This is a genomic window from Candidatus Cloacimonadota bacterium (genome assembly GCA_019429305.1).
In the GTDB taxonomy this organism is placed as follows: Bacteria; Cloacimonadota; Cloacimonadia; order Cloacimonadales; family JAJBBL01; genus JAHYIR01.
Genome location: JAHYIR010000002.1, coordinates 102343 through 123859 on the forward strand (window position 1 = coordinate 102343; position 21517 = coordinate 123859).

General features: G+C 35.6%; 14 protein-coding genes and 1 tRNA gene. 1 reads left to right on the forward strand and 14 read right to left on the reverse strand.

Annotated elements, in window-relative coordinates; translation table 11 throughout:
• Positions 1 to 68: 68 nt before the first annotated feature.
• The 12 genes from K0B81_01755 to K0B81_01810 form a co-directional block, all read right to left on the reverse strand.
• Positions 69 to 4013, reverse strand: coding sequence for a fibronectin type III domain-containing protein (locus K0B81_01755; protein MBW6515326.1), 3945 nt, complete (start codon positions 4011 to 4013; stop codon positions 69 to 71).
• Positions 4014 to 4106: 93 nt separating this feature from the next.
• A complete protein-coding gene (locus K0B81_01760; protein MBW6515327.1) occupies positions 4107 to 5213 on the reverse strand; it encodes a transposase in 1107 nt (368 codons plus the stop codon).
• A gap of 711 nt (positions 5214 to 5924) precedes the next feature.
• Positions 5925 to 6881 carry a flippase-like domain-containing protein gene (locus K0B81_01765; protein ID MBW6515328.1) on the reverse strand — a complete coding sequence of 319 codons (957 nt, stop codon included), beginning with the start codon at positions 6879 to 6881 and terminating at the stop codon, positions 5925 to 5927.
• On the reverse strand, positions 6869 to 7939 hold the full coding sequence (locus K0B81_01770; protein ID MBW6515329.1) for a glycosyltransferase: 1071 nt from the start codon (positions 7937 to 7939) through the stop codon (positions 6869 to 6871). Before K0B81_01770 ends, K0B81_01765 begins: the two co-directional genes overlap by 13 nt.
• 20 nt (positions 7940 to 7959) lie before the next feature.
• Positions 7960 to 9519, reverse strand: coding sequence for a hypothetical protein (locus K0B81_01775; protein MBW6515330.1), 1560 nt, complete (start codon positions 9517 to 9519; stop codon positions 7960 to 7962).
• 59 nt (positions 9520 to 9578) lie between these two features.
• Positions 9579 to 11678, reverse strand: coding sequence for a hypothetical protein (locus tag K0B81_01780; GenBank protein MBW6515331.1), 2100 nt, complete (start codon positions 11676 to 11678; stop codon positions 9579 to 9581).
• Between the two features lie 25 nt (positions 11679 to 11703).
• Positions 11704 to 12495: a phosphatidate cytidylyltransferase gene (locus K0B81_01785; protein ID MBW6515332.1), complete on the reverse strand. Its 792-nt coding sequence runs from the start codon at positions 12493 to 12495 to the stop codon at positions 11704 to 11706.
• Positions 12495 to 13235 carry an isoprenyl transferase gene (locus K0B81_01790; protein ID MBW6515333.1) on the reverse strand — a complete coding sequence of 247 codons (741 nt, stop codon included), beginning with the start codon at positions 13233 to 13235 and terminating at the stop codon, positions 12495 to 12497. Before K0B81_01790 ends, K0B81_01785 begins: the two co-directional genes overlap by 1 nt.
• A gap of 44 nt (positions 13236 to 13279) precedes the next feature.
• Positions 13280 to 14390, reverse strand: a protein-coding gene (gene prfB, locus K0B81_01795; protein MBW6515334.1) for a peptide chain release factor 2 whose coding sequence is annotated in 2 segments (ribosomal slippage) — positions 13280 to 14326 and positions 14328 to 14390 — 1110 coding nt in all. Because the reading frame shifts where the segments join, the coding sequence is not laid out codon by codon here.
• An 87-nt stretch (positions 14391 to 14477) separates the two neighbouring features.
• Positions 14478 to 15635 (reverse strand): HD domain-containing protein, encoded by a 1158-nt coding sequence (locus K0B81_01800; GenBank protein MBW6515335.1) that lies wholly within the window; start codon positions 15633 to 15635, stop codon positions 14478 to 14480.
• A gap of 5 nt (positions 15636 to 15640) precedes the next feature.
• Positions 15641 to 16246 (reverse strand): tRNA (guanosine(46)-N7)-methyltransferase TrmB, encoded by a 606-nt coding sequence (trmB, locus tag K0B81_01805; protein ID MBW6515336.1) that lies wholly within the window; start codon positions 16244 to 16246, stop codon positions 15641 to 15643.
• A gap of 184 nt (positions 16247 to 16430) precedes the next feature.
• Positions 16431 to 17327: a tyrosine-type recombinase/integrase gene (locus K0B81_01810; protein ID MBW6515337.1), complete on the reverse strand. Its 897-nt coding sequence runs from the start codon at positions 17325 to 17327 to the stop codon at positions 16431 to 16433.
• Between the two features lie 295 nt (positions 17328 to 17622).
• Between K0B81_01810 and K0B81_01815 the strand changes: the two genes are divergently transcribed.
• Positions 17623 to 19035, forward strand: coding sequence for a BREX system Lon protease-like protein BrxL (locus K0B81_01815; GenBank protein MBW6515338.1), 1413 nt, complete (start codon positions 17623 to 17625; stop codon positions 19033 to 19035).
• 248 nt (positions 19036 to 19283) lie between these two features.
• On the opposite strand, the gene K0B81_01820 is transcribed toward K0B81_01815, so the two are convergent.
• A tRNA-Asn gene (locus K0B81_01820) sits at positions 19284 to 19358 on the reverse strand.
• 114 nt (positions 19359 to 19472) lie between these two features.
• A complete protein-coding gene (locus tag K0B81_01825; protein MBW6515339.1) occupies positions 19473 to 21503 on the reverse strand; it encodes a pyruvate carboxylase subunit B in 2031 nt (676 codons plus the stop codon).
• Between the last annotated feature and the right edge of the window lie 14 nt (positions 21504 to 21517).

Below are 21517 nucleotides of genomic sequence, written 5' to 3' on the forward strand. Positions count from 1 at the left end.
CATTTTACACCTATTGACCCTATATAAATCTCTTTACATAAGGTATTTTGTAACACAAACTTCCAGTTTTATTTTAGCAACATCATTTTCTTGATTTGCGATTTAGTTTCTCCAGTAGTTAAACGATAGAAGTAAACACCTGAGGAAACGGTTCTATTTCTATTGTCGTTCCCTTCCCAACGGACGATATGTTTCCCGGATCCCATTTTTTCATCAATAAGAGTAGTTACTCTTTGTCCTCTAATATTAAAAATTTCTAATTTAACTCTTTCTTCTGTATGAAGATAAAAAGCAATGTTCGTTCCGGTGTTTCTTCTTGAGGATGCTCCAGCAAAGAATGGGTTAGGATAATTACTAAATAACAGAGGCGATTCAATGAGCTCGTCAGTTGAGCTCCCATAAGAATTAGTCACCATGATCTGACCGTTTATTGTAGTAGAAGTTGGAATATAGACATAATCTTCATCTTCAGAGAGAACTTCCATAATCCCATCTAACAGCAAAACAACAGTATAATTTGTCGGTAAATTTGTATCACTTTTTCTGAAATAAATAGGTTGTATTTCTTCATCAATATCAATGACAAAATCCCAGAAACGTGATTCTTCTAAGTCATTATTTAAATCTGTCTTAAACTTGGAATACAATTTGTTGAATGGTTGTGCATCTTGATTTCCAGGTATATAGAAATAGAAATCTGTTTCTGGTCTTTTCGGAGGTTTTGGTAGATCAAAGAAACGATTAAATTCATCTGTAGTATTATGCCAGCTTCCTATTAAGATTTCGTCCCCAATGAAATTTACTTGTTGAGCAATTATTTTTGTCTTCCATAGTGAAGGATATCCTGAGTAATCAGGATTTTGTTGGAAAGGAACTATTTTCAAAACCAAATCAGTGATGTTGGAGTATATCCATAATGATTCTTGACTTGGCAGAAAATCACTCAAAAAATAACGGTTATTATTCATACCATAGAGAGAACGTTCAACCATATTATATTGCATTGCTTCAACGAAATTAAACTGCTGGTCTTGATATAGAAAGAGGAAATCGCGAATATTTATATCAGATAGAAATACATTCGGAATAAGATTCCAACCTTCTTGGAGTGAAATCTCATACTGCAATTTACGGATTGTTCCTGTAGTAGCTAACTCATAATCAACAGGCATATAGAGCCAATATCCTTGACCGAATTGGTATGATAATACTTCCATATATGATTGGTCATTAAAGTTATAAGAATATAATTGAGATTCTTGCCCAAAAAGTGTTGTTCCAATGAAATTTGGACTTTCAAGAGGATTAGATTTCATATGCCATCCAGCTTCATTCGAAAATTGAACCGTGGAAGGTATTATACCGAGCTTGAAATTTGAGTAATTGTCATATGCATATCCATCAACTATATTAGCTCTAACTACCAAATTTGCATCTAACATCATAACATTATCGGGAACTGTCCAATTATACGAAGTAGTTGTTACAGGTAGACCATTGGCAATCGAAAGAACATTTGATCCGTTTGTCAGATAGAGATCGAAATTGTTTACTAATAAAGGAAAATTAACTGACCAATTAAAGTTAATAGAATCTCCTGCTTGTAAAAATCTATTATTCATACCAGTAATGCCCACGTTGGGTAGCAAATTACCCCAATAAAGAGTAAAAGTACGATATGCTGCACTTGTTGCCTGATACACAAAGCTATCTTGCGTCAGATCGACCATATTGCCGGTTGTGGCATCTCTAAGATATACTTTTTCACTGTTCCTCGAAAAGTTATCAGAAAGTAAGATTGTTATTGGTTGATTTGTTTGATTGGTACTAATTCTAATTACATAGGTTTTAAGATATAAATCGGGATCAAAAAAGCCATAAATATCTCTTTGGAGGTTTCTTAGATTAACGTTCCAATTACTATGATAAGACATGGCAAAGATATAATCACCGCCTGGGTTATCGCCTTTTAATATATCGAAATTCGAATCATATCCATCTGTAGCAAAAGGGTTAGAACCGAACTCTACTGTATCATAGATCAAACCGTTATCGTTTTGCACAATGAGACTATAGATATTTTGGGGTGAAGCAGAATAAACAAAATCATGTATAAATTCATTAAATGTGCTATCTACTGAAGCTACTTTATAATCATAGATTAAACCATTTTCTATATTGTTATCTACAAAAGCATAACTAACGTTATTATTAGGAGAACCTAAAAGGTCAGTTTCAGTCTCCCAAGAAGCAATCATTATATAATCATCAGTTCCGCTTATAGCCCGCCAGATATTGAATCCTTGATTATTACTCTGATATTGAGCCAACCAACTAATATCAACGTAACTATCTCGTCCGTAAGCCCTCAAATTGGCTATAGTCGCCGAACCGGTATATATTGATATTTCATTAGAAAACTGAGAATATAGACCATTATAATCCCGAGCTCTCAATCTAAAAAAATACTGGGAAGCAGGTTGTAAACCAGTAATAGTTGCTTTAGTAAATGCTTGTCCAGCTAAGGTTGTTATATTGCTCCGGGTTATGGTAGAGTAATTTGGATTTATTAGATCAATAGGTTCAGTTGCATAGATGATTTCATATGTTTCAAAATCGTATGAATGAGATCTTTCCCACTCTAAAACTATATTATTATAAGAGGCACTAACTAAACTCAAGTTTGTTGGATTAGAAGGCGGTAGATCATCATTTAGATTCAGAACAGTCGGTAAGATTAGGGCATAGTGTTCTAACCACGGTGTATAGAATGCTAAAGCTTGTGTCCAAAAATCTTGAGGATTCCATTGTTGATTAATTGCATCAAATCCATAAAACCACCGGTAATAGTTCATTGTCTGAGGATAGGCACTTGGTAGCTCCTCCATCTCGATATGCATAAAGGGCGTAATTACATCATATTTATTCCACCCGCTATTTGTATAAGCTACTTGATTGTTACCATCAGCACCCGGTAGATTAATGTTATTACTTATGGGTAGGAACTGACTACCAAAATTGAAAAATAATCCGTGTTGATCATAGAGCACCGAATAATAATCAGTTACCAAGATGTCTTCATGAGAACCTATTGTGTTAGCAGGAATAACAAGATATGGAGAAGAATTAATCATATCCAAATAACCACCACTAACGTCTCTGACAGGTAGTCCGGGATAGTTATAATTCCATCCTCCACCACTTATCTGCAGATGATTGTAACCCATGTGAGTATAATCAAAACTGTGTATCTGGACTGAGAGCTCTCTTCTTCCGAAAGTGCTTCTAATCTCCTGGCACATTCTTTGGTAGGTTACATGAAAGACATGATTGGCATTACGAGAAGGATCACTCAGTGATTTTGAATTAAAATATGGTGGTACATTTGTCCAAAGAACCTCTCTTCCAGCTCCAGCAATCATCATAAATCGTGCATCCCATAATTGAAAAGCTTTTGTAGCGACTGGTATGCTGATAAAATCATCTTTAGGATGGACTACATTAACAATCAGGGGTACATTAGAATCGGGATTGAAAAGGTATATACCCCAACCGAAGTCAAAACTTCCTATCTGATGCATCTCCGGTTGATCAGGAAATCCATTATCATCAAAATGTGAGTAGTTAAGTTGTTCACGCAACATATAAAAAGTCCTGCCTGTATCAGTATCGTTGAACTGGACTACTTCGTAAGGGAATTCATATTGATTAATTAATGTCTGTGTCTCATCAAACAACCCTGATAGGAAAAGATCTACAATTTCACCCCAGTTAGTTCTCTGAGTAGTACTAGCATTAACGAAATTTCCAAAACCATTTGTTTGAACATCCCACGGGGCATATTGATTGTAACCGGGTGAAGCTAAACCCTCAACTACCCTATTATAGAAATTGTCATACGCTGTATCTTCTGTTGTTCCAAACATAAAATCCGATAGTGATGCTGTCTCAACTACTAATGAGTTAAGAGCAACAACCGTTAAAAATAACCATAACAAAATGGTTAGTCTCATCTATACTCTCCTTACTTGAATATATTACTCCATTTTCAAATATAAAAGCTTCTTTTCTTAGTTTAATGTCAAGATTTTTTCAAATTCTAGAACTCACATCCCCCCGTTTTTTTTATAGGGGATTAGAAGCTGTTGTGATTTTAACCATCTTCCGGCATACGGGTTAATGTTATATTTGGTTACTGAGGTGAAACACATTTGGACAAGTATAGACAGCCTATAATAAATAAAGTCATAGATCTTTTTCCACCTGGAATTACAGTATTTCATGATACTGGGAAAAGCCTCCAAAAAGAGATAAGCATATCGTTTTAAAGAGTAAAGAAAGCAGACTGCTATCAATAGAATCTGGTTCATGGTCTTCAGTCTGGTGTATGAAGTTAACTGTATCTTTTGGCTTCGCCGAGCTCGGAAGCAGCCACGAAGAAGACCTTTCCTCGGTTCCCAGCCGTAATCTTGTTTAACTTGCTTGTGTACCTCTTCTATCTTCCAACGGATTCCATACATCTTTACTACTTTCTCCATAATTGCCGGTTTCGATAAATGAGGTTGATTAGGGAAGTCACATAGGAAATAGAAAAATCCTGATTTATTTTTCTCATCGGAGATAAAGCGACATATAATCAACCATGCCTCTATTGTTTCTGGATTTTTCTTAGGGTGGGGATCTGTTCGCAACTCTACCCTCTTGATCCCGCATCTTATCTGACGGTTTGATCCCTTTAATTTGAACCAGTGTGTAAACTTGACTGACTTTGCTACTTCTATAAATTTCAGTTCATTACCATCAACTATTAAACTTCGTTTGCCGGTTAATCTGACAATAAAATTTAGTCCGTGTTGTTTTAAAAAAGAGAAGAACTTTCTAGTATCTAATCCCCTATCACCTATATATACTCCTTTCCCATTAACAGTGATGGCTATGTCTACCAACCTATCTTCCAGGGTTTGAGAGATACTGTCCATTTCAAGATCACGGGATATTAAATCAGAACTTATTGGCTTGATCTCATATCCTTCCCCGTTATCCTGAAAGGCTATGATATTCAAAAGATTATAACCGGATTGATCATACCGTCCTGTACTGCCGTCTCTTACTTTCTTTAATCCTTCCATCTTCTTTGCCTTACTTTTGATAATATCACTGTCATCTATTATAATACCTGTATCGTTATCGATCCCCCGACACTGTTTCTTCATTGTTATTTTCTGAAGGATATTAGATAAGTTCTCCTTGTTTAAATGTCTGGTAAAGCGTTCACATGTCTTCTTTACTGTAATGGTCTCAAAAAGCTTTTGAGCAATTCGATGATTGATTACAGAACAACTCTTTAGAATACCTAAGCAAATAGTTTCAAGAAATTTATATTCAGGAACAGTCCGTATTTCGCGGTATCTTCTGAAATATCTTAAAAATTTTACTTGCAAGATTTCTTTGGTTTTAGTTTGAGTCGTATTAATCATGTGTGGCTCCTTTTCTGTTTTAACGAGCAGATAATAGGAGCCATTCTTTTTTGTAAAGTAAAATCATAATATATACTCATTATTATTAACGTTTATCAAAATTATATATTTAATGAATGGTGTATCTCCATAATAGATAAGTGGTTATTAAAATACCATTCTTTCTATGCCATACAATAATCTGAACTTGAGCTGTTCAAATACTTTTTCAACTTTCAAAATCAGTTACTTGCCACTAATAGTAAGTCTTTCGAGCAATCTAAAACTAAAATTTCGGGGGGATGTGAGATTTTCAAATTCTAGAACAGAACGCTCAATTTTATCTCTTTAGAAGCTTGCTCAAACACTATATGTGATAAAATCTTTATCGATACTCTTTACTTCAGCAAATTATGCTGACATATATCTCCTTCTGGACTAATTATCTGATTAGTTGTGGATTTGTTATCAATAGTTTTGTTTTTTTGTTGTTAGTATAAAAAACAGACCTACTATTGCCGGTAAAACTGAATTGATCAGAAAAATAATCAAAGAAGCAGTTACTGCGATCTCCGGTTGAATATCAAAATCTCTCAACAAATAAATGGCAAAGGTTTCTCTCAAACCGAGACCTGCATAAGTAATCGGGATTATGTTGGCTATTAATATTAGAGGTACGCTTATTAATAGTTTAACTAAGCTAATTGTATAAAACTGATTTATTATTAGAAAATATTGAAATACCGTGAGAAAGACAAACAAGATTTGCCTGAGAGTGATCACCGGCACTATTCTGATATATTGACTAAAATAATCTTTCCAAGACTCCATTTTCAAAGCTCTTGACGACCAATAAACAGCAACCGGTATAAGAGTTATTATTACAACACCCCCTAATCTCATATAGAAAGGAAACTGCTTGAAATAAAAAAAGCCGGCAAAAGAGGCAAACCATAGGTTTGTCCATGTTTGCATAAATCTTTCTATCCCTATCGAAAAAAGGGTAGCTCTCTTCTTGTTAGTAACAAAATATACTTTGGCAAAGGTTGCGTGACCACCAGGTATTAAAAAACGTAATGCTTGTCCGATAAAATGAGATTTTAAGATCTCATTTTTTGCAGGTTGGTATTCCGTAGTTATTTTCAGACAGGACTCCCAGTTCTTGTATTGAGTCACAAACTTAATTATAGATATTAATATTAAAAGCATGAAAATTGTTAAGCTAATTCCTGAAGCAGCAAGAAATACCTCGTTAAAATCTATTTTACGGAAAATTAACCATAAAATTATTGTTGTTATGATTACTTTGAACAGAAACAGTATTTTTCTATTAAACAACTTATTGTTGGAGCTAGCAGAAGATCCGGTTTTAGTGTTTTCTAAATAGTGTTTAGAGGTTTGTTTTTCTTTTTTTAACTTTTCCATTGCCAATCACCTTTTGTACCGAGAACAGTATAATAGATCACCTGATAAGGATAGATCAGAATAAAAACAAGATCGAGCAAGCAAAACCTCTCACTGTGTTTAAAAAGATTTACACTCCAGACGAGAAGAGCAGAGAAATAGAAAACAAAAAAACTTAACAAGTCTTTAAAGACAAATAGTCTTATTGGTAGATAGATAAAGAACCCGATAACTAATACTGTTAAGATTAAGTATAGTTTTGAGGACATATGGAGTTTGCCGAATCTCCTCTTCTGTTGGTCTTTGTAGTTTTTTAGTTCAGGATAAGTTATAACATTTTTTATTGGAGAGTATCTTATTTGACCTGGCTGTTTGTTCATAAGATTAAGAATTTGCTTGTCATCTCCGGCTTGAGAACCAGTCAAATTCTTGTAACCACCAGCTTTTAACAGCATCTCCTTCGATATAGCCAGATTTCTACCGTAACAACTAAATGGTTTTCTCAATCCAATAGTAGCGGCAAAAACACCTCCCGTAGCAATCTGAGAGAATCGTCTTAGTAAAAAAACAAACTTCTTTCTTAAGGTTGCTTCTTTTAAAATACCTGAATAATCTTCCGGTGCGTATCCAACAACCATTTTTGTATTATTTTCCCAGAAACTTGATACATCATTTAGCCAATTTTGCGAAAAAATACAATCAGCGTCAGTTAATAGAAAAATCTCCTTACGCGCTAATTCCAAAGCTTTTTGCAGCCCCTCTTTTTTCCCGAGTAATGTCTTCTCTTCTTTTCTTAACTTTACTACGAAGACATTATCCCTAACACTGGCAAATTGCTCAAACAACTGCAATGTGCTGTCTGAGGAACAATCATCAACAAGGATTATCTCATAAAACTCTTTGGGATATTTTAACTTATCAATGGATCTCAAGGTAAATGGGAGATTTTTTTCTTCATTACGAGCCACAATCGCAACTGAGATCGTTTTCAAATCATATTGCCTGCCTCTTTTATTAAGTATAATACCAATACAACCAAGCAGAAGAAAAGCGGAGAAAACTAATATCACCAAACTCATTATTTCTTTTTTCTGTTCGCTTAGTACATCGCTTGATAACCAAATATCAGATTCTGTTGCCAATCATTTTGATCTACTTTCAAAAGTTCCAGCCCGATCCGGAACTTGTGATGTGTTAGCATATTCCAGCTAAGAACACTACGGTTTAACCATCGTTCTGATTTGTCACCTTCCAACCATTTAGCAGTATCAGAGGGGCGGTCATTGTAATTAATAGAAAAATCATTACCGACACTACCCTGTTTCGTATAGGAAAGAAATTGATTTAGTTTTAATGAGGCGATCAAAGGCAAACTGACTTCTCCTGCTACCTGCAGTAAATTACTCCCTTCAGGAAACCCTAAACCAAAACCATCGTGAGAAAACGTAGTCAGTGCAGTTTGATGAGTATACATCCAAGGACGAATTGCAGTAAACTCCACAGTAGTCCTAATCGGTTCATTATCCTTTACAATAAGTCCTTCGCCATATAACCAAGATATTCCTCCCTGTATAGCATATTTATTACCCCACCAATCACCAAAAATTTCGCTCTTTCTTAATTCATCGAGGGAGATACTTCCATAAAGAGTTAATAAATTCCTGATCGTCCATTGCATTCCGGCATAAATAAGAACATTATCCCGATCTTGAAGATTATGTTCTGTAATACGATAGAATGTATGAGGAAGAAGATAACTTGGATCGATGCTTCTGTTAGCATAGATGATTTGTTCTCCAAAGTAAAAATCGAGTTGTGGGCGTGGTTGATAGTTCAAATGGTGCATTACCAAGTACTTATCTTGATAGTCAAAATCACCAAAATCGCTAAGACCATCTGGTATCAATGTAGCATGTAGAAATGAGAGAGATAGTTTACCAAAATAAATTTCAGTACTGAAATAGCCATAGTCGTTAACAGCATCATTTAACACAATACTCCCGCTAATATTATCACCTACTAAGTGAGTCCCCCTCCCGATAGCTACTTTACCGAAATTAAATAGATATGTGATATTACCGGAAATCTTATTGAGATGAGTGTAGGGTGGATGAAGATGATGACTCTTATAAAATCCTTTAATCAAAGGAGAATTTGCTTCTGCATAATCCAAATCACCCTGGAACCTACCTGCCCACCAATTACCCCATAAAACTAAGCGATTATAAATATTTCCCCTGACTTGAACACCTCGATAGAGATGAAGATATTGTTCCTTAAAATCTGTGTGATAATCAACACCGGCAATAAGACTAATCTGTAATCTCCCTGATATACTGTTATCAACAACAGAATACTCTAAAAAGCTCTTTTGTCGTTCTCTATCAGTTAGAAAATGTGAGAGAGCTTCCTTAAAAGACTCAAGACCATAAAGAACAAAACTAAAACTTCCTTCTGGAAATTCATATTTCTCAATCAATGCATCTTCATTCGGTTCTTCCTGCAAGTTAAACAAATATACTTCATTTTTGATCTGAGGTTTCATCATACTCAGTTCAAAGAAACGGGTAGAATTAGCTATATTTTCTGTTAAAGCGGACAAAAAATTTATCTTCAATCCTATCATTATGATAGTTATCATCATAGTTCTAACCTTCATTATATACTCCCTTTACGCTATCAGATTAGATGTAACGATCATCTGCTTTTTAACTTATCTCAATCCTTTATTAGATGAATTTCGATTGCTAGATCTTCTATATTTAAAGTCTGCCACTCGAAATAATGGACAAACATTCTTTTAGAACTAACTGAATAACCTCTCTCTTTGTAGATCGAAAAAGGTTGATATCCCCTATTAGCAATTACAAGAAAGAGATTATCCGGCAATGGTACATCAGGAACAGAAAAATTTATAAAATCATCACCATTGCTAAAACTTCTTGTCTGATAAATTTTGTCTGCTGCTGCATACAAAATCAACTCTAAATTATCAGAACGAAAATTTTCATTACCGGCTATTCGAACTTCCTTGATCAGATAATCATTATTTCCTGCAGGATAAAGACTATAGTCGATACCAATCATTGTTTCCGGATGTAAGTACCAAGAATTTAGAGGATTATAGTCGCTTGCATAAGTCAATATTTCGTTTTTATCTTGTAGAAAGATTATCTTATTTTCCAGTTTATCATTGTCATTATCTAAGAATCGATTTCTTTCATAAGATTGGATCGTTAAGAAACCTTTGTCCGTAAGGTTTGTAGGTATCCAAGGAAAATTGAACTCTCCATCAATTTCGATTATCATTTCTTGCCGATATAAAAGGGACAAACCCTTTGAGAGTGTAAGGTATAAAGATCTTATTGGACCGTCATTATCATCTTGATTATTCTCAATCCTCAAAGGTGGAAAGTACTGAAACACAGGATTGGTCATTATGATTGCTTCACCATTATTGACTCTTTCTTTAAACACGGGAAGCTCTTTTTCCGTATCAATATAGAAGGAATACTCAATTCGCTGATCTTCTTCTTTGAGAATCAAGAATTCCAAGTTGTTTATTAAGATGTTGAAAGGTGTTTCAGATGGTTTTAGATAGTAGAAAAAGTAACCTCTCTGGTTAGTTAAAAGATTTTTCTTATAGGGATTTTGTTTAGATCCGAATATAATTTCAGTATTGCTAAGAGGTAATTCGTAATATCCCTTCACTTTACCAATGAGAAGATTCTTATCATACTCTTGAAGAAGCCTTAACATTGCCCTTGTATGCTTTCTTTTAATCTCTTGCAGAACATTATTGGGAGGATTAACGACTCCCTCTCCATAAGGTGAATTCCCGCCAACTTCAATTAACATGGCTAAAGTTCCATGTTCTGAATAAATATAATCTCGTGCAAAACCAGTTCTAGAAGTATTAAATCTATGAACATTATAATTCCCTCTGGTGTAGGTTCGAGGCAAATTCTGAGCTAAAATTTCAGCAAGATAAAGCATCTCGTAGTAATCGGGAGACATTTCTTCACCCCATCTCCATGGGAAAAAGATCCTTTCCGAGTATGTTCCGGAAGCAGAACTATGATAGAAAAAAGCTAATTGGAAACGTTTTTGTTTGTAAAAATCTATCATTGCTCTGACTTCTGATTGTGACACTGGTTCGTATCCTTTAAAATAAGGACTTTCCGGATCATCCATTTCGTCTTCTTCCCAGTTAAAGGGATAGTTGCGATTCAAATCAACTCCATCTCGATCAATTTCGAAAACTCCATTCATATTGGTATCAGTGTTATTCTTTCTTTTCAACCGATAATACCCTTGATTTACTATCCTAAATCCTTCAGGATTCATTGTGGGTACAAACCATAAATTATAATTATCTAACAGAAAGGTTATAAAGTTGTCTTTACCGTATTCTGATAGAAAGTACCTACTCAAAAAGAAGATTATTTCAACGCCGATCGGTTCTTCAGAATGATGCTGTCCATGGAAAAGTACCGATGGTTTGCTAAACTCTGAACCAGTATTTGGATTAGATATCATAAATGCATAAATAGGGAGTTTTTCATTACTGCTGTGGCCAATCACTTCCCAATGGACAAATTCCGGATTTATATCAACTAACTCCCATAATGATGGCAATATATCTTCCTGTCTATGATAGATAGAATCTAAAGGATATTTGTTGATAATCTCAGCATATAAATTCCCCTGAAAGTTATCAGTTAATCCTGGATAGAAAAAGAAGCAAAGCAATAATAGACCTAAGGTTTGAAGATGCTTTTTATTAGGGTAACTAACTGAAATGGAGTTATTAATCATACTGCTCTATTTATCAGACTACCATTTAAACAAAGATTGAATAGAGGATATAAAAAGCGGGAGCTGCAATAACAAAGCTGTCAAATCGATCCAATACTCCACCATGACCGGGGATAATATTTGAACTATCTTTTACACCTACATCTCTTTTAATCAAAGATTCCAGTAAATCACCAAATTGCCCAAAAATCCCGGCTGATATAGCAGCCAAGAACATAATCCTCATAGTAACGAATTCCCTGAAAAGAAGGTGTAAGATATAAGCACCAACAAAGGCAAAAATTATTCCAAAGATAAAACCTTCGATTGATTTTTTAGGACTGGCTTTTAGAAGCCCCCTATGCTTCCCGAATGCCATACCCAGAAAATAGGCAAATGTATCTGTAGTCCAGATCAGTATTATTAATGAAATGACCAGATATTCACCATTTTCAAGACCTCGAAGTCTATAGACAAAAGAGTAGAGTAATGGTTGATAAACAATGGCAAAGGTAGCTAAAGCCAATCTATTGGTTGCACCTTCAATTCTGTTGGCAAAAATGTCATAGGCGGCAATAATGAGCAGTATAGCAAGAAATGAGATTATAATACCTTCCTGCCCAAAAAACAATACCAACCAGAGAAAAATCAAACCGAGTGGTATAACGCAACATGGTATCACCCCGTATTTCTGTTTAAAAAGCTGCCTTAATTCATAAAGCCCAACAACAGTAAAGATTGATAGCATAATCATAAGAGGAATATCTCCCCTCAACAACGCTACTAAAATCAGGGGGATAAAAATAACTGCTACTATGATTCTTTTCAGGACTATCATTATTCTGACGCTCCAAATCTTCTTTTTCTTTTCTGATAATCTAATATTGCCTTAATGAATTCTACTCGGTTAAAATCAGGCCAAAGTGTTTCAGTGAACCATAACTCAGCATAGGCAGATTGCCAAATGAGAAAGTTGGAAAGCCGTAGCTCACCACTAGTTCTTATCAATAGATCGGGATCGGGCATATCACCGGTATAGAGATATTTCCGCAGCAGTTTATCATCTATCTCTTCCTCTTTGAGAAGACCTTTTTGATGATCTTTGAGCATCTTCTGAGCCATCTCTACTAACTCTTGCCTGCCACCGTAGTTCATTGCTACATTAAGATTTAAACCTGTATTATCCCAACTCTTTTTACAGGTTCTAGTTATCTTGTGGTAATACTTTTCATCCAATCCCTTCTTACTCCCGATAAAACGGACTACAATATTGTTTTTTGCTAGTTCATCTATCTCTTTTAGAAGTGTATCCATAATCAGTTTCAGTAATCCATGCACTTCCGTTTTGGGACGTCGCCAGTTCTCTGTTGAGAAGGCATAAATAGTCAGATAATGCAACCCAATCTCTACACTAGATTCTACCACTTCTCGGACTGCATTTGCCCCATGTTTGTGACCATTCAAGCGAGTAGTGTTATGACGTCTAGCCCATCTCCCATTGCCGTCCATTATAATCCCGATATGCTCTGGTAGTTTATCTTGATTCACTAAAGCCAACAACTCTTTGTATTTTTCCATACCCACTTCCTTATAAAATCTAACCCGTAAACTTTTTGTCTCTATTACTTTCTTTCAAGTGCTTTATTCTTGAGAAACTCATAAATAAAACCGTCTAGATCACCCTCCATTACTGCACTCAAATTTCCTGTTTCATAATCAGTACGATGATCTTTAACCATCTGATACGGATGAAAAACATATGAACGGATCTGATTTCCCCATCCGATATCTGTTTTTTGCTTTTCTACTGCTTCCTTTTCCTGATCTTGAATCTCTTCGTAATATTTATAAAGCCGAGAGCGAAGTAATCTCATTGCTGTCTCACGATTTTTAATCTGAGATCTCTCTTTTTGGCATTGTACAATGATCCCGGTCGGTAAGTGTGTTATTCTGACAGCAGAGTCAGTAGTATTAACATGCTGACCTCCTGCCCCACTAGCCCTGTAGGTATCAATCTTTAAGTCGTTAGGGCTAATCTCTACCTCTATCTCATCTTCAACAATGGGATAAACAAATATTGAAGCAAAGGAGGTCTGTCGTTTTCCCTGTGCATTAAAAGGTGAAATACGAACTAATCTATGAACTCCAGACTCACACTTTAAAAAACCATAAACATAAGATCCACTGATCTCCATTGTTACACTCTTTATCCCTGCCTCTTCTCCGGGAAGCAGATCATCTATAGAAACCTTGAAACCTTTATTGTCTGCCCAACGACGATACATTCTCATCAACATCTCTGCCCAATCTTGAGATTCTGTGCCACCAGCTCCGGGATGAATTGTCAAGATAGCATCATTGCTATCATCTGGCTCATTCAAAATAAATTCAATTTCTATTTTCTTGCTTATATTTTTGTACTCTTTATACTTAGATATTGCTTCGTTAAGAAATTCCTCGTTATCTTCTTCTTCTATAAGTAGTTGATAGGTTTCCAGATCACTGATGATTTTCTGTAATTCATTATCTTTTTCTATCTTCTCACGTAGAAGGGTTAACTCCTTAGTAATGGTTTTTGCAGCTTTTTGATCTGACCAGAATCCGGGTTCATTGGTTTTTATTTCTAATTGAGAAATATTGTGAGATATTCCCTTTATATCAAAGATACCTCCGAATTTCCTGTAATTTCTCTACTAAACTCTCAATTTCTCTAATTAACTCTTGTGAATCCATATTGATCTCCTCAATTATTGTTTATATCTTTCGTTTATTTTTCTTAAGACTTTTCTGCCCCTTCTTTGACTCGACAAACAATATTAACTACTTCCAAGGGATCAAATAATCCTTCGCTTCTTCGTTAAAATACCTGTCGGTCATTGTTGCTATAAAATCTCTCACTTGTTCTGGAGGCGAGAAATGCTGTAAATACTCTTCACTTTTGTTGTCTAAAAAATGTTTGAATACCTTTGAATCCCTGTTCTCCTTCTCAATATCAACCATATATTTTTCAAAGAGGAGCGCCATAGATCTTTCAATCATATCATTATACGCTTTGACATTGTCATTATGATAGATTCTCTCATAATTGAATTTCTTCAGTTTTTCCAGATAGTGAGAAGTCTCCTCATCAAAGGAAACATAATCTTTTTCGTAACTATTTTGAACAACGCTCTTTATCAAAGTATCAACAATATCACTATTCCTATTGCCTAGATATTTAGCACAATCTTCAGGCAACTCTTCTCGTTTCAATATATTAAATCTAATCGCATCCTCAATATCCTGCCCTATATAGGCAACTGTATCGGTTATTCTTACTACGCAACCCTCCAAATTAGCCGGCATCCAATTTTCTACTTTGTTTCCTCTATTTACTACTTGGATATAATTTTGCAGATCTTGCTCTTTTTTTGTTCTTTTGGGATATAATCTCGTATTATGTACTTCACCGTCATGAGAAAGAATTCCATCTCGAACCTGAAAGGTTAGATTAAGCCCGTTACCACGTCTCGCTATATAATCTACGATGTGAAGACTTTCGATATTATGATGGAACTCTCCTATGCCGTATTTTAGGCAGCAATCGTTCAATGCCTTCTCTCCATCATGCCCAAACGGAGGGTGTCCTAAATCATGCCCCAAAGCAATAGCTTCGATCAGATCTTCATTTAATCTCAATAACTTGCCGATTGTACGAGATATTTGTGAAACATAAGTTGTATGCAGACTCCTGTTAGTCATCTCTTCATCGAACATATTAGAAAATGAAAAGACCTGTGTTTTACCTTGATAACGTCGATACGAGCCACTATAGAGGATTCGGTCTCTATCGAGCACAAAATCTGTCCTTAATCTTGTTCGCGTTTCTTCTCTTAACCTATATGCTTCTCTATTTCTGCAAGCATAGGGTGATAAATGCTCTTCTGCTATTTTATGGCTTTCTTCGTAAATCTTCTTTAATTCTTGTCTCTTGATCATCTTTATTACCTCTTGATAAATCGCATATAGTATGGAGGATAGCCCTTTTTCTTTAGTTTTTGTTCAAAATGAGTCTCAATATGGCCATCAAACGGTTCTCTACTAAATCCTTCCGGATAAAAAGACGTAAATCGGTCATTATCCCTGAAGTGTTTGACTATCCATTTCATATATTCCTCATGATCCGTAGTTACAAGGACCTCTCCCTCATCCTGTAATATCTTAAACAGACTCACCAAAAATCCATTTTGAATGAGACGGTTTTTAAAATGTTTCCTTTTCGGCCATGGATCAGGATGAAAGATATAAATCCTCTCAACAGATCCGGATTCTATCATTTTTAGAAACTCTTCATCAACTTTCACTTTCATCAATCTAACATTAGAATGTTTTTCCATATCTAACTTTTTTAGCATTGTAACAATTCTTTTATGCTTCAGTTCTAGACCTAGGAAATTTCTATCAGGTTCTAAAAGAGCTATTTCGACAATGAACTCTCCTCGCCCACATCCTATCTCAATGTGCACGGGTCGATCATTATGAAAAATCTCCTCAAACCTAATTTTATTCCTTACTGCTTCACACAGGAAGAATTCTTCTTTATCTTTCATTGATATATTCTCGCTTGTCAAGTCTATTTTATCAGATAACCTTTTTTAATCATATGCTAAAATTGATTAGGGTTTTCTTAATTGTTAAAAGGTATAAGCTTGATTCCTAAACACCTGTTCAAAACATGGATACATTCGTTATACCTTTGTATTAAAGAAGAACATTAAGTTGGATGACTCAAAGTTAATCTTTACTCCTCGGATGCGCCTGTTTATAGATTTTCAATAGATCTGTATGAGAAATATGGGTATATTTCTCTGTCGTTGAAAGGTTACTATGCCCGAGCATCTCTTGGATGGCTCTTAGGTCAGCACCTCTGGAAAGCAAATGCGTTGCAAAGGAATGTCTTATTGTGTGAGGAGTATATCCCTTTGTACGAGCTACTAATCTAATATATCTATCCAAAATAGCTCTAATTTCATCTGGATGTAGAGGTTTCCCGCTTTTAGAGAGAAACAAGGATTCATCACTATATTTGGATAAAAACTTATACCTTATCTTTTCATATTCTTCCAAATGTTCCTTAGCTATTTTGCCAATCGGTACTAACCTTATTTTATTCCCTTTCCCCAAGACCCTTATCATACCTTTTTTCAGATCAATATCTTTTCGCTGGCAACCGGCTATTTCTGAGATACGTAATCCGCTGGAATACATCAATTCCATTATAGCTCTATTCCTTTTCCCAAATTTACTTGTAGTGTCAGGTATATTTAAGAGAGTTTCCATCTCCTTTTCGGTAAAATATGTAGGAATATAAGATTCTGTCTTAGGCATTGACATCCCTGTCAGCGGATTATGTGTTAAAATACCTTGTCTTACAGCAAAAATAAAGAAATTATTAATTGCTGTCATTTTACGCGAAAGGGTTTTATTACAGCGTTTAGTAACACTCAATTCCCTCAGATAGTCACGCATCATTAACTTTGTTATCACTTCAGGTATGACTACTTCACCTTCAAAGTACTTAGATACATAACCAAAAAACTGCTCTATATCACTGACATATGCTCTTACAGTATGCTCTGATGCACCCGTAGATTTCAGATATTGCCTGTAAAGATCTATCTTATCTTTCATATCGTTAAACCTGATTTACTAATGTAACTCTATCTACTAATTTAGTTTCCTCGTCAAGAATTCTCTTCTTACACATATCCCTGCGACAATAATACTGTGAGAGGCTGAACTTTTATTGAGGCAAAAATGGCGGACGATTATAGAATAAAAAATCAATAATTACGATATAATTTCAAATATTTATTGACTTTTTCCTCAATGTATCTTCATTACCAACATGTTCAAAAATGAAAAAAGAAAAAATGATGTTGGATCTATTGAGAGCATTGATTTACTTTAAGGATTGTAGATAAATATGTTATCATTCGAATTTAAAGCAAGTGAATATTATCCTGACCTGATTACTAACAAGGCAATCTTTCAGCAAACAGCTTTTACGGAAAGAGAGATACCCCGTTTTGTTGCCGAATCGATTATTGCAGATTTCATGAAGGAAGGCACAGAACTAACAGATATTATTCGGGATCAAATAAACGGTTTTATTGAGAATCATGTACCCCACAAGTCACAAAGAGGTGAACTCAAACAAAAATTTCTTAGTTTTGAAGTAGTAAACCTATTAGATAATTATTCTGTTGCAGTAAACAATAATAATGACGAAAAGTACCTACGGATACCATTTTTAAACCTCAATTATGCCGGAGTGATAGCAAAGATTGTTCAAGACAATGAAAATCTTCTCAAACAAGGGGTCTGGGGAATTGGTGAACTTTTTTATGTTCCTTCACCAGACAAATCGGGCGAAGGACAAGTCTGGATGCTTAACTTTCAACCATACAAAACAAAACCAGTAGATCTAATTGCCTTTATTGAGTATCGTAAATTTTTCAATATCACTGAATGGATAGATTTACTTATTTCTTCAATGGGGATAAATCCCGTTGATAATGAAGAACAACAAAAGTTAATACTGCTATCAAGACTAATCCCTTTATTAGAACCAAGTATCAATTTAATTGAGTTGTCATCAACAAAAGATAGATCTTTGAAGATGGATCGGTTCTCACATTATGCAAGTGTTACTCAAGGACCCAGAATCTCGCATGAAACTCTCTTCTATAACCCAAAGATTTTTGTCTCAGGACTCTTAAAACGCTATGATACAATTATGATTGATAATACAAAACATATTAAAGATGATGATAGCGGAAAACTCCTTACTAAGTTGATTACATATCTTAAAATAGGCAAATTCTTTGACGGTAGTTCTGAGACCACTGCCAATACAAATTTAGTGTTATCAACAGACATTAGTTTAGATGAGCATAATATCCCGGTTAATTACGATATGAGCTGCTTCCAAGAACTCCCTCCATTTCTTCAGAAAACCGAGTTAATAGAACTATTCGATGGTGTTATTCAAGATTGGCATCTTCCTACTCCAATCCATGATACACCATCCGAATATATCGGTCTTAAGGGTTATATCTTTGCCGAATTACTTCACGAGCTCAGAAGACACAAGTATTACTCTAACTGTGTTAAGCAAAATATTCGGTTGAACGGATCAGAAGATATGAAAGACCAAAAAGCGATTCTCAAAATGGCTACAGCCTACTATAAACTTTTATTCCCACATCAACAACTTACACTTGCTGAATTCAACCATTACTGTTTGCAACCTGCGATAGAGTTAAGACAAACCCTCCGTGATGAACTTCATAAACTAAACAAATGCGTACCAAAGGTTACACTTGCTATAAAATAGGACAAACTCCTACAACTGGTAACAACTCTCGCAGATTTCATTTTCTTCATTATTGCTTTCATACTATACCACTCGTTGTAGCTAATTCTTTATCAACGTTGCCTCCCTTCATTCATTAGGCACCCTACGAGTCGGCCCTATCCGACTCGTAGGATGCCTAAAGGTTGACCTAATGTTAAATATTTGATAATCAGAGATAAAACAAGTTGAACCAAAACAAAAAAGCCCTCTTTAAGAGGGCTTTAATATGGCTCCGGAAGAGGGATTCGAACCCCCGACCTAGTGGTTAACAGCCACCCGCTCTACCGCTGAGCTATTCCGGAATATTAACTAAGAACGAATACAGCAAAAAAAAGTCGGTATCTTCGTCAAGTAGTATTTTTCAATCTTAATTGTTTTGATGAAGATCCAGGCTGTATGGTCTTCCGATCTGTTTATTATATCTTTTCTATGATACAGAGAACTTCGTCTTTACCCGCATTATCTCCGGCATTCTTGGTAATGAGTTTCACTATACCGTCACTGTGAGCAGTAAGGTTATTATACATCTTCATTGCTTCCAGAACAACAACTGTATCTCCTGCTTTAACTGTATCTCCGACTTGAACTTTATACTCAACCACCATTCCGGGAATAGGAGCAACGATTTCATCTTCACCTACATCGGCATGAACTTCATCTTTAGCCGGTTGGGCTGGTTTTGCCTGCGGTTTAGCAGGTGTCGGAGCAGGTCTCTTAACTACAGGAGCAGTTTTAGGAGTTGCTATAGTGCCTGGATTGGCTGAAACCTTAACAGGATGATGTTGATCAACTTCTACTTCAACTTTAAAATATTCATCGTCAACAAAGACATTAAAACTTCTGAGGTTTTCCGGTTTTTGAATAGTTTCTTTCTTTGACTTTTCTACTAATTCCCCTGCTAATGCTTTCTTGATCAATTCTTGTTCCCTTTGGCAATCTTCATCAGTACGAGGTTTGACTTCAGCAGGTATCTCTTCCAATCCGTATTTCCACTTAAGGAATTTTTTACCTGTTACTGGATAGAGTGCTACTATCAAAACGTCATCCAGATCTTTTGCTAATCCCTCAACCTCTTTTTCAACTTTGGGTAGTTCAGGTTCCAATACATCACCGGGACGAACAGAAATCGGTTTTTCACCTCGTGGATAGTCTTTTAGTGCCCTTTTCTGTACTTCAGGATTTATTGGAGCGGGAGTTGCGCCATAGAGACCATAACAAAGATCTTTTACCTGTTCTGTGATATTCTTATATTCACCTCGGTATGAATCAAACAGGACGTTATTGACTGCTTGAATACCGACGATCTGACTCGTTGGAGTTACCAAGGGAACCTGCCCCAGATCTTTTCTGACCTCCGGAAGAATCTCGAACACTTCATCAAGCTTATCTAAAGCATTCATCTGGCGCAGTTGATTGACAAGATTGGAAAGCATACCACCGGGAGTTTGATGTAATATAACATTTGTATCAATGATCGACATTTTCGTGTCATCTAGGAAACAGCGATATTTAGGAGTTACTTTTTCTAACTGTCGGTCAATCTCAGCTAAGAGTTCGATATCGAAACCTGTATCTCTGGAAGTACCGTATAGAGAGACAACAATCGGCTCAACAGCAGGATGAGAAGTTCGATAAGCATAAGGTGCTAAGCAAGTATCGACAAGATCGACACCAGCTTCTATAGCTTTGAATATTGCCAGATCACCCATACCGGAAGTAAAATGAGTATGAAGATGAATAGGAACGTTCAAATGAGCTTTGAGTGCTTTCACAAGATTATAGGCATCATATGGTGAGATCAATCCCGCCATATCTTTGATACAGACGGTTTCTGCACCCATTTCTTCTAATTGTTTACCTTTCTGCAGATAATAATCAATATTATAGATTTCTCCACCCATTCTATATTCGGTTAAAGAATAACAAATCGTCCCTTGAAAATGTTTACCGTTCTTCTTGATTATTTTTAGTGCAGTCTCAAAATTTCGAAAGTCATTAAGAGCATCAAAGACACGAAAAATATCAATACCATTATCACAGGCACGTTGGACAAAAGCTTCAACTATATCATCGGCATAATTACGGTATCCAACAAGATTCTGACCGCGGAGTAACATAGAGAAAGGGGTATTTTTAATATGTTTCTTGAGGGTTCTGATCCTCTCCCAAGGATCTTCTCCCAGAAAACGATGCATGGTATCAAAAGTAGCTCCTCCCCAGACTTCCATGGAATAGAAACCTACCTGATCTATCAATTCTGCAACCGGCAACATATCTTCCGTTCTACCTCGTGTTGCGAAGATCGATTGATGTCCATCCCTAAATGTTAGATCCTGTATTTTGATAGGATTTGGAGCTTGGGGTCTATCCTTTTTATATTTCATATCTGTCATCGTAACAGCATTATGTTTATCGAAGTTAAATTTCTTAATCTCCTCTTGATTCATGAAACCTCCACAAA

What these genes read in the sequence shown, in the direction of transcription:
- K0B81_01755 (MBW6515326.1), bottom strand. Translation starts at nt 4,013, where the DNA reads ATGAGACTAACCATTTTGTTATGGTTATTTTTAACGGTTGTTGCTCTT.
- K0B81_01760 (MBW6515327.1), bottom strand. Translation starts at nt 5,213, where the DNA reads ATGAAGAAACAGTGTCGGGGGATCGATAACGATACAGGTATTATAATA.
- K0B81_01765 (MBW6515328.1), bottom strand. Translation starts at nt 6,881, where the DNA reads ATGGAAAAGTTAAAAAAAGAAAAACAAACCTCTAAACACTATTTAGAA.
- K0B81_01770 (MBW6515329.1), bottom strand. Translation starts at nt 7,939, where the DNA reads ATGAGTTTGGTGATATTAGTTTTCTCCGCTTTTCTTCTGCTTGGTTGT.
- K0B81_01775 (MBW6515330.1), bottom strand. Translation starts at nt 9,519, where the DNA reads ATGAAGGTTAGAACTATGATGATAACTATCATAATGATAGGATTGAAG.
- K0B81_01780 (MBW6515331.1), bottom strand. Translation starts at nt 11,678, where the DNA reads ATGATTAATAACTCCATTTCAGTTAGTTACCCTAATAAAAAGCATCTT.
- K0B81_01785 (MBW6515332.1), bottom strand. Translation starts at nt 12,495, where the DNA reads ATGATAGTCCTGAAAAGAATCATAGTAGCAGTTATTTTTATCCCCCTG.
- K0B81_01790 (MBW6515333.1), bottom strand. Translation starts at nt 13,235, where the DNA reads ATGGAAAAATACAAAGAGTTGTTGGCTTTAGTGAATCAAGATAAACTA.
- K0B81_01800 (MBW6515335.1), bottom strand. Translation starts at nt 15,635, where the DNA reads ATGATCAAGAGACAAGAATTAAAGAAGATTTACGAAGAAAGCCATAAA.
- trmB (MBW6515336.1), bottom strand. Translation starts at nt 16,246, where the DNA reads ATGAAAGATAAAGAAGAATTCTTCCTGTGTGAAGCAGTAAGGAATAAA.
- K0B81_01810 (MBW6515337.1), bottom strand. Translation starts at nt 17,327, where the DNA reads ATGAAAGATAAGATAGATCTTTACAGGCAATATCTGAAATCTACGGGT.
- K0B81_01815 (MBW6515338.1), top strand. Translation starts at nt 17,623, where the DNA reads ATGTTATCATTCGAATTTAAAGCAAGTGAATATTATCCTGACCTGATT.
- K0B81_01825 (MBW6515339.1), bottom strand. Translation starts at nt 21,503, where the DNA reads ATGAATCAAGAGGAGATTAAGAAATTTAACTTCGATAAACATAATGCT.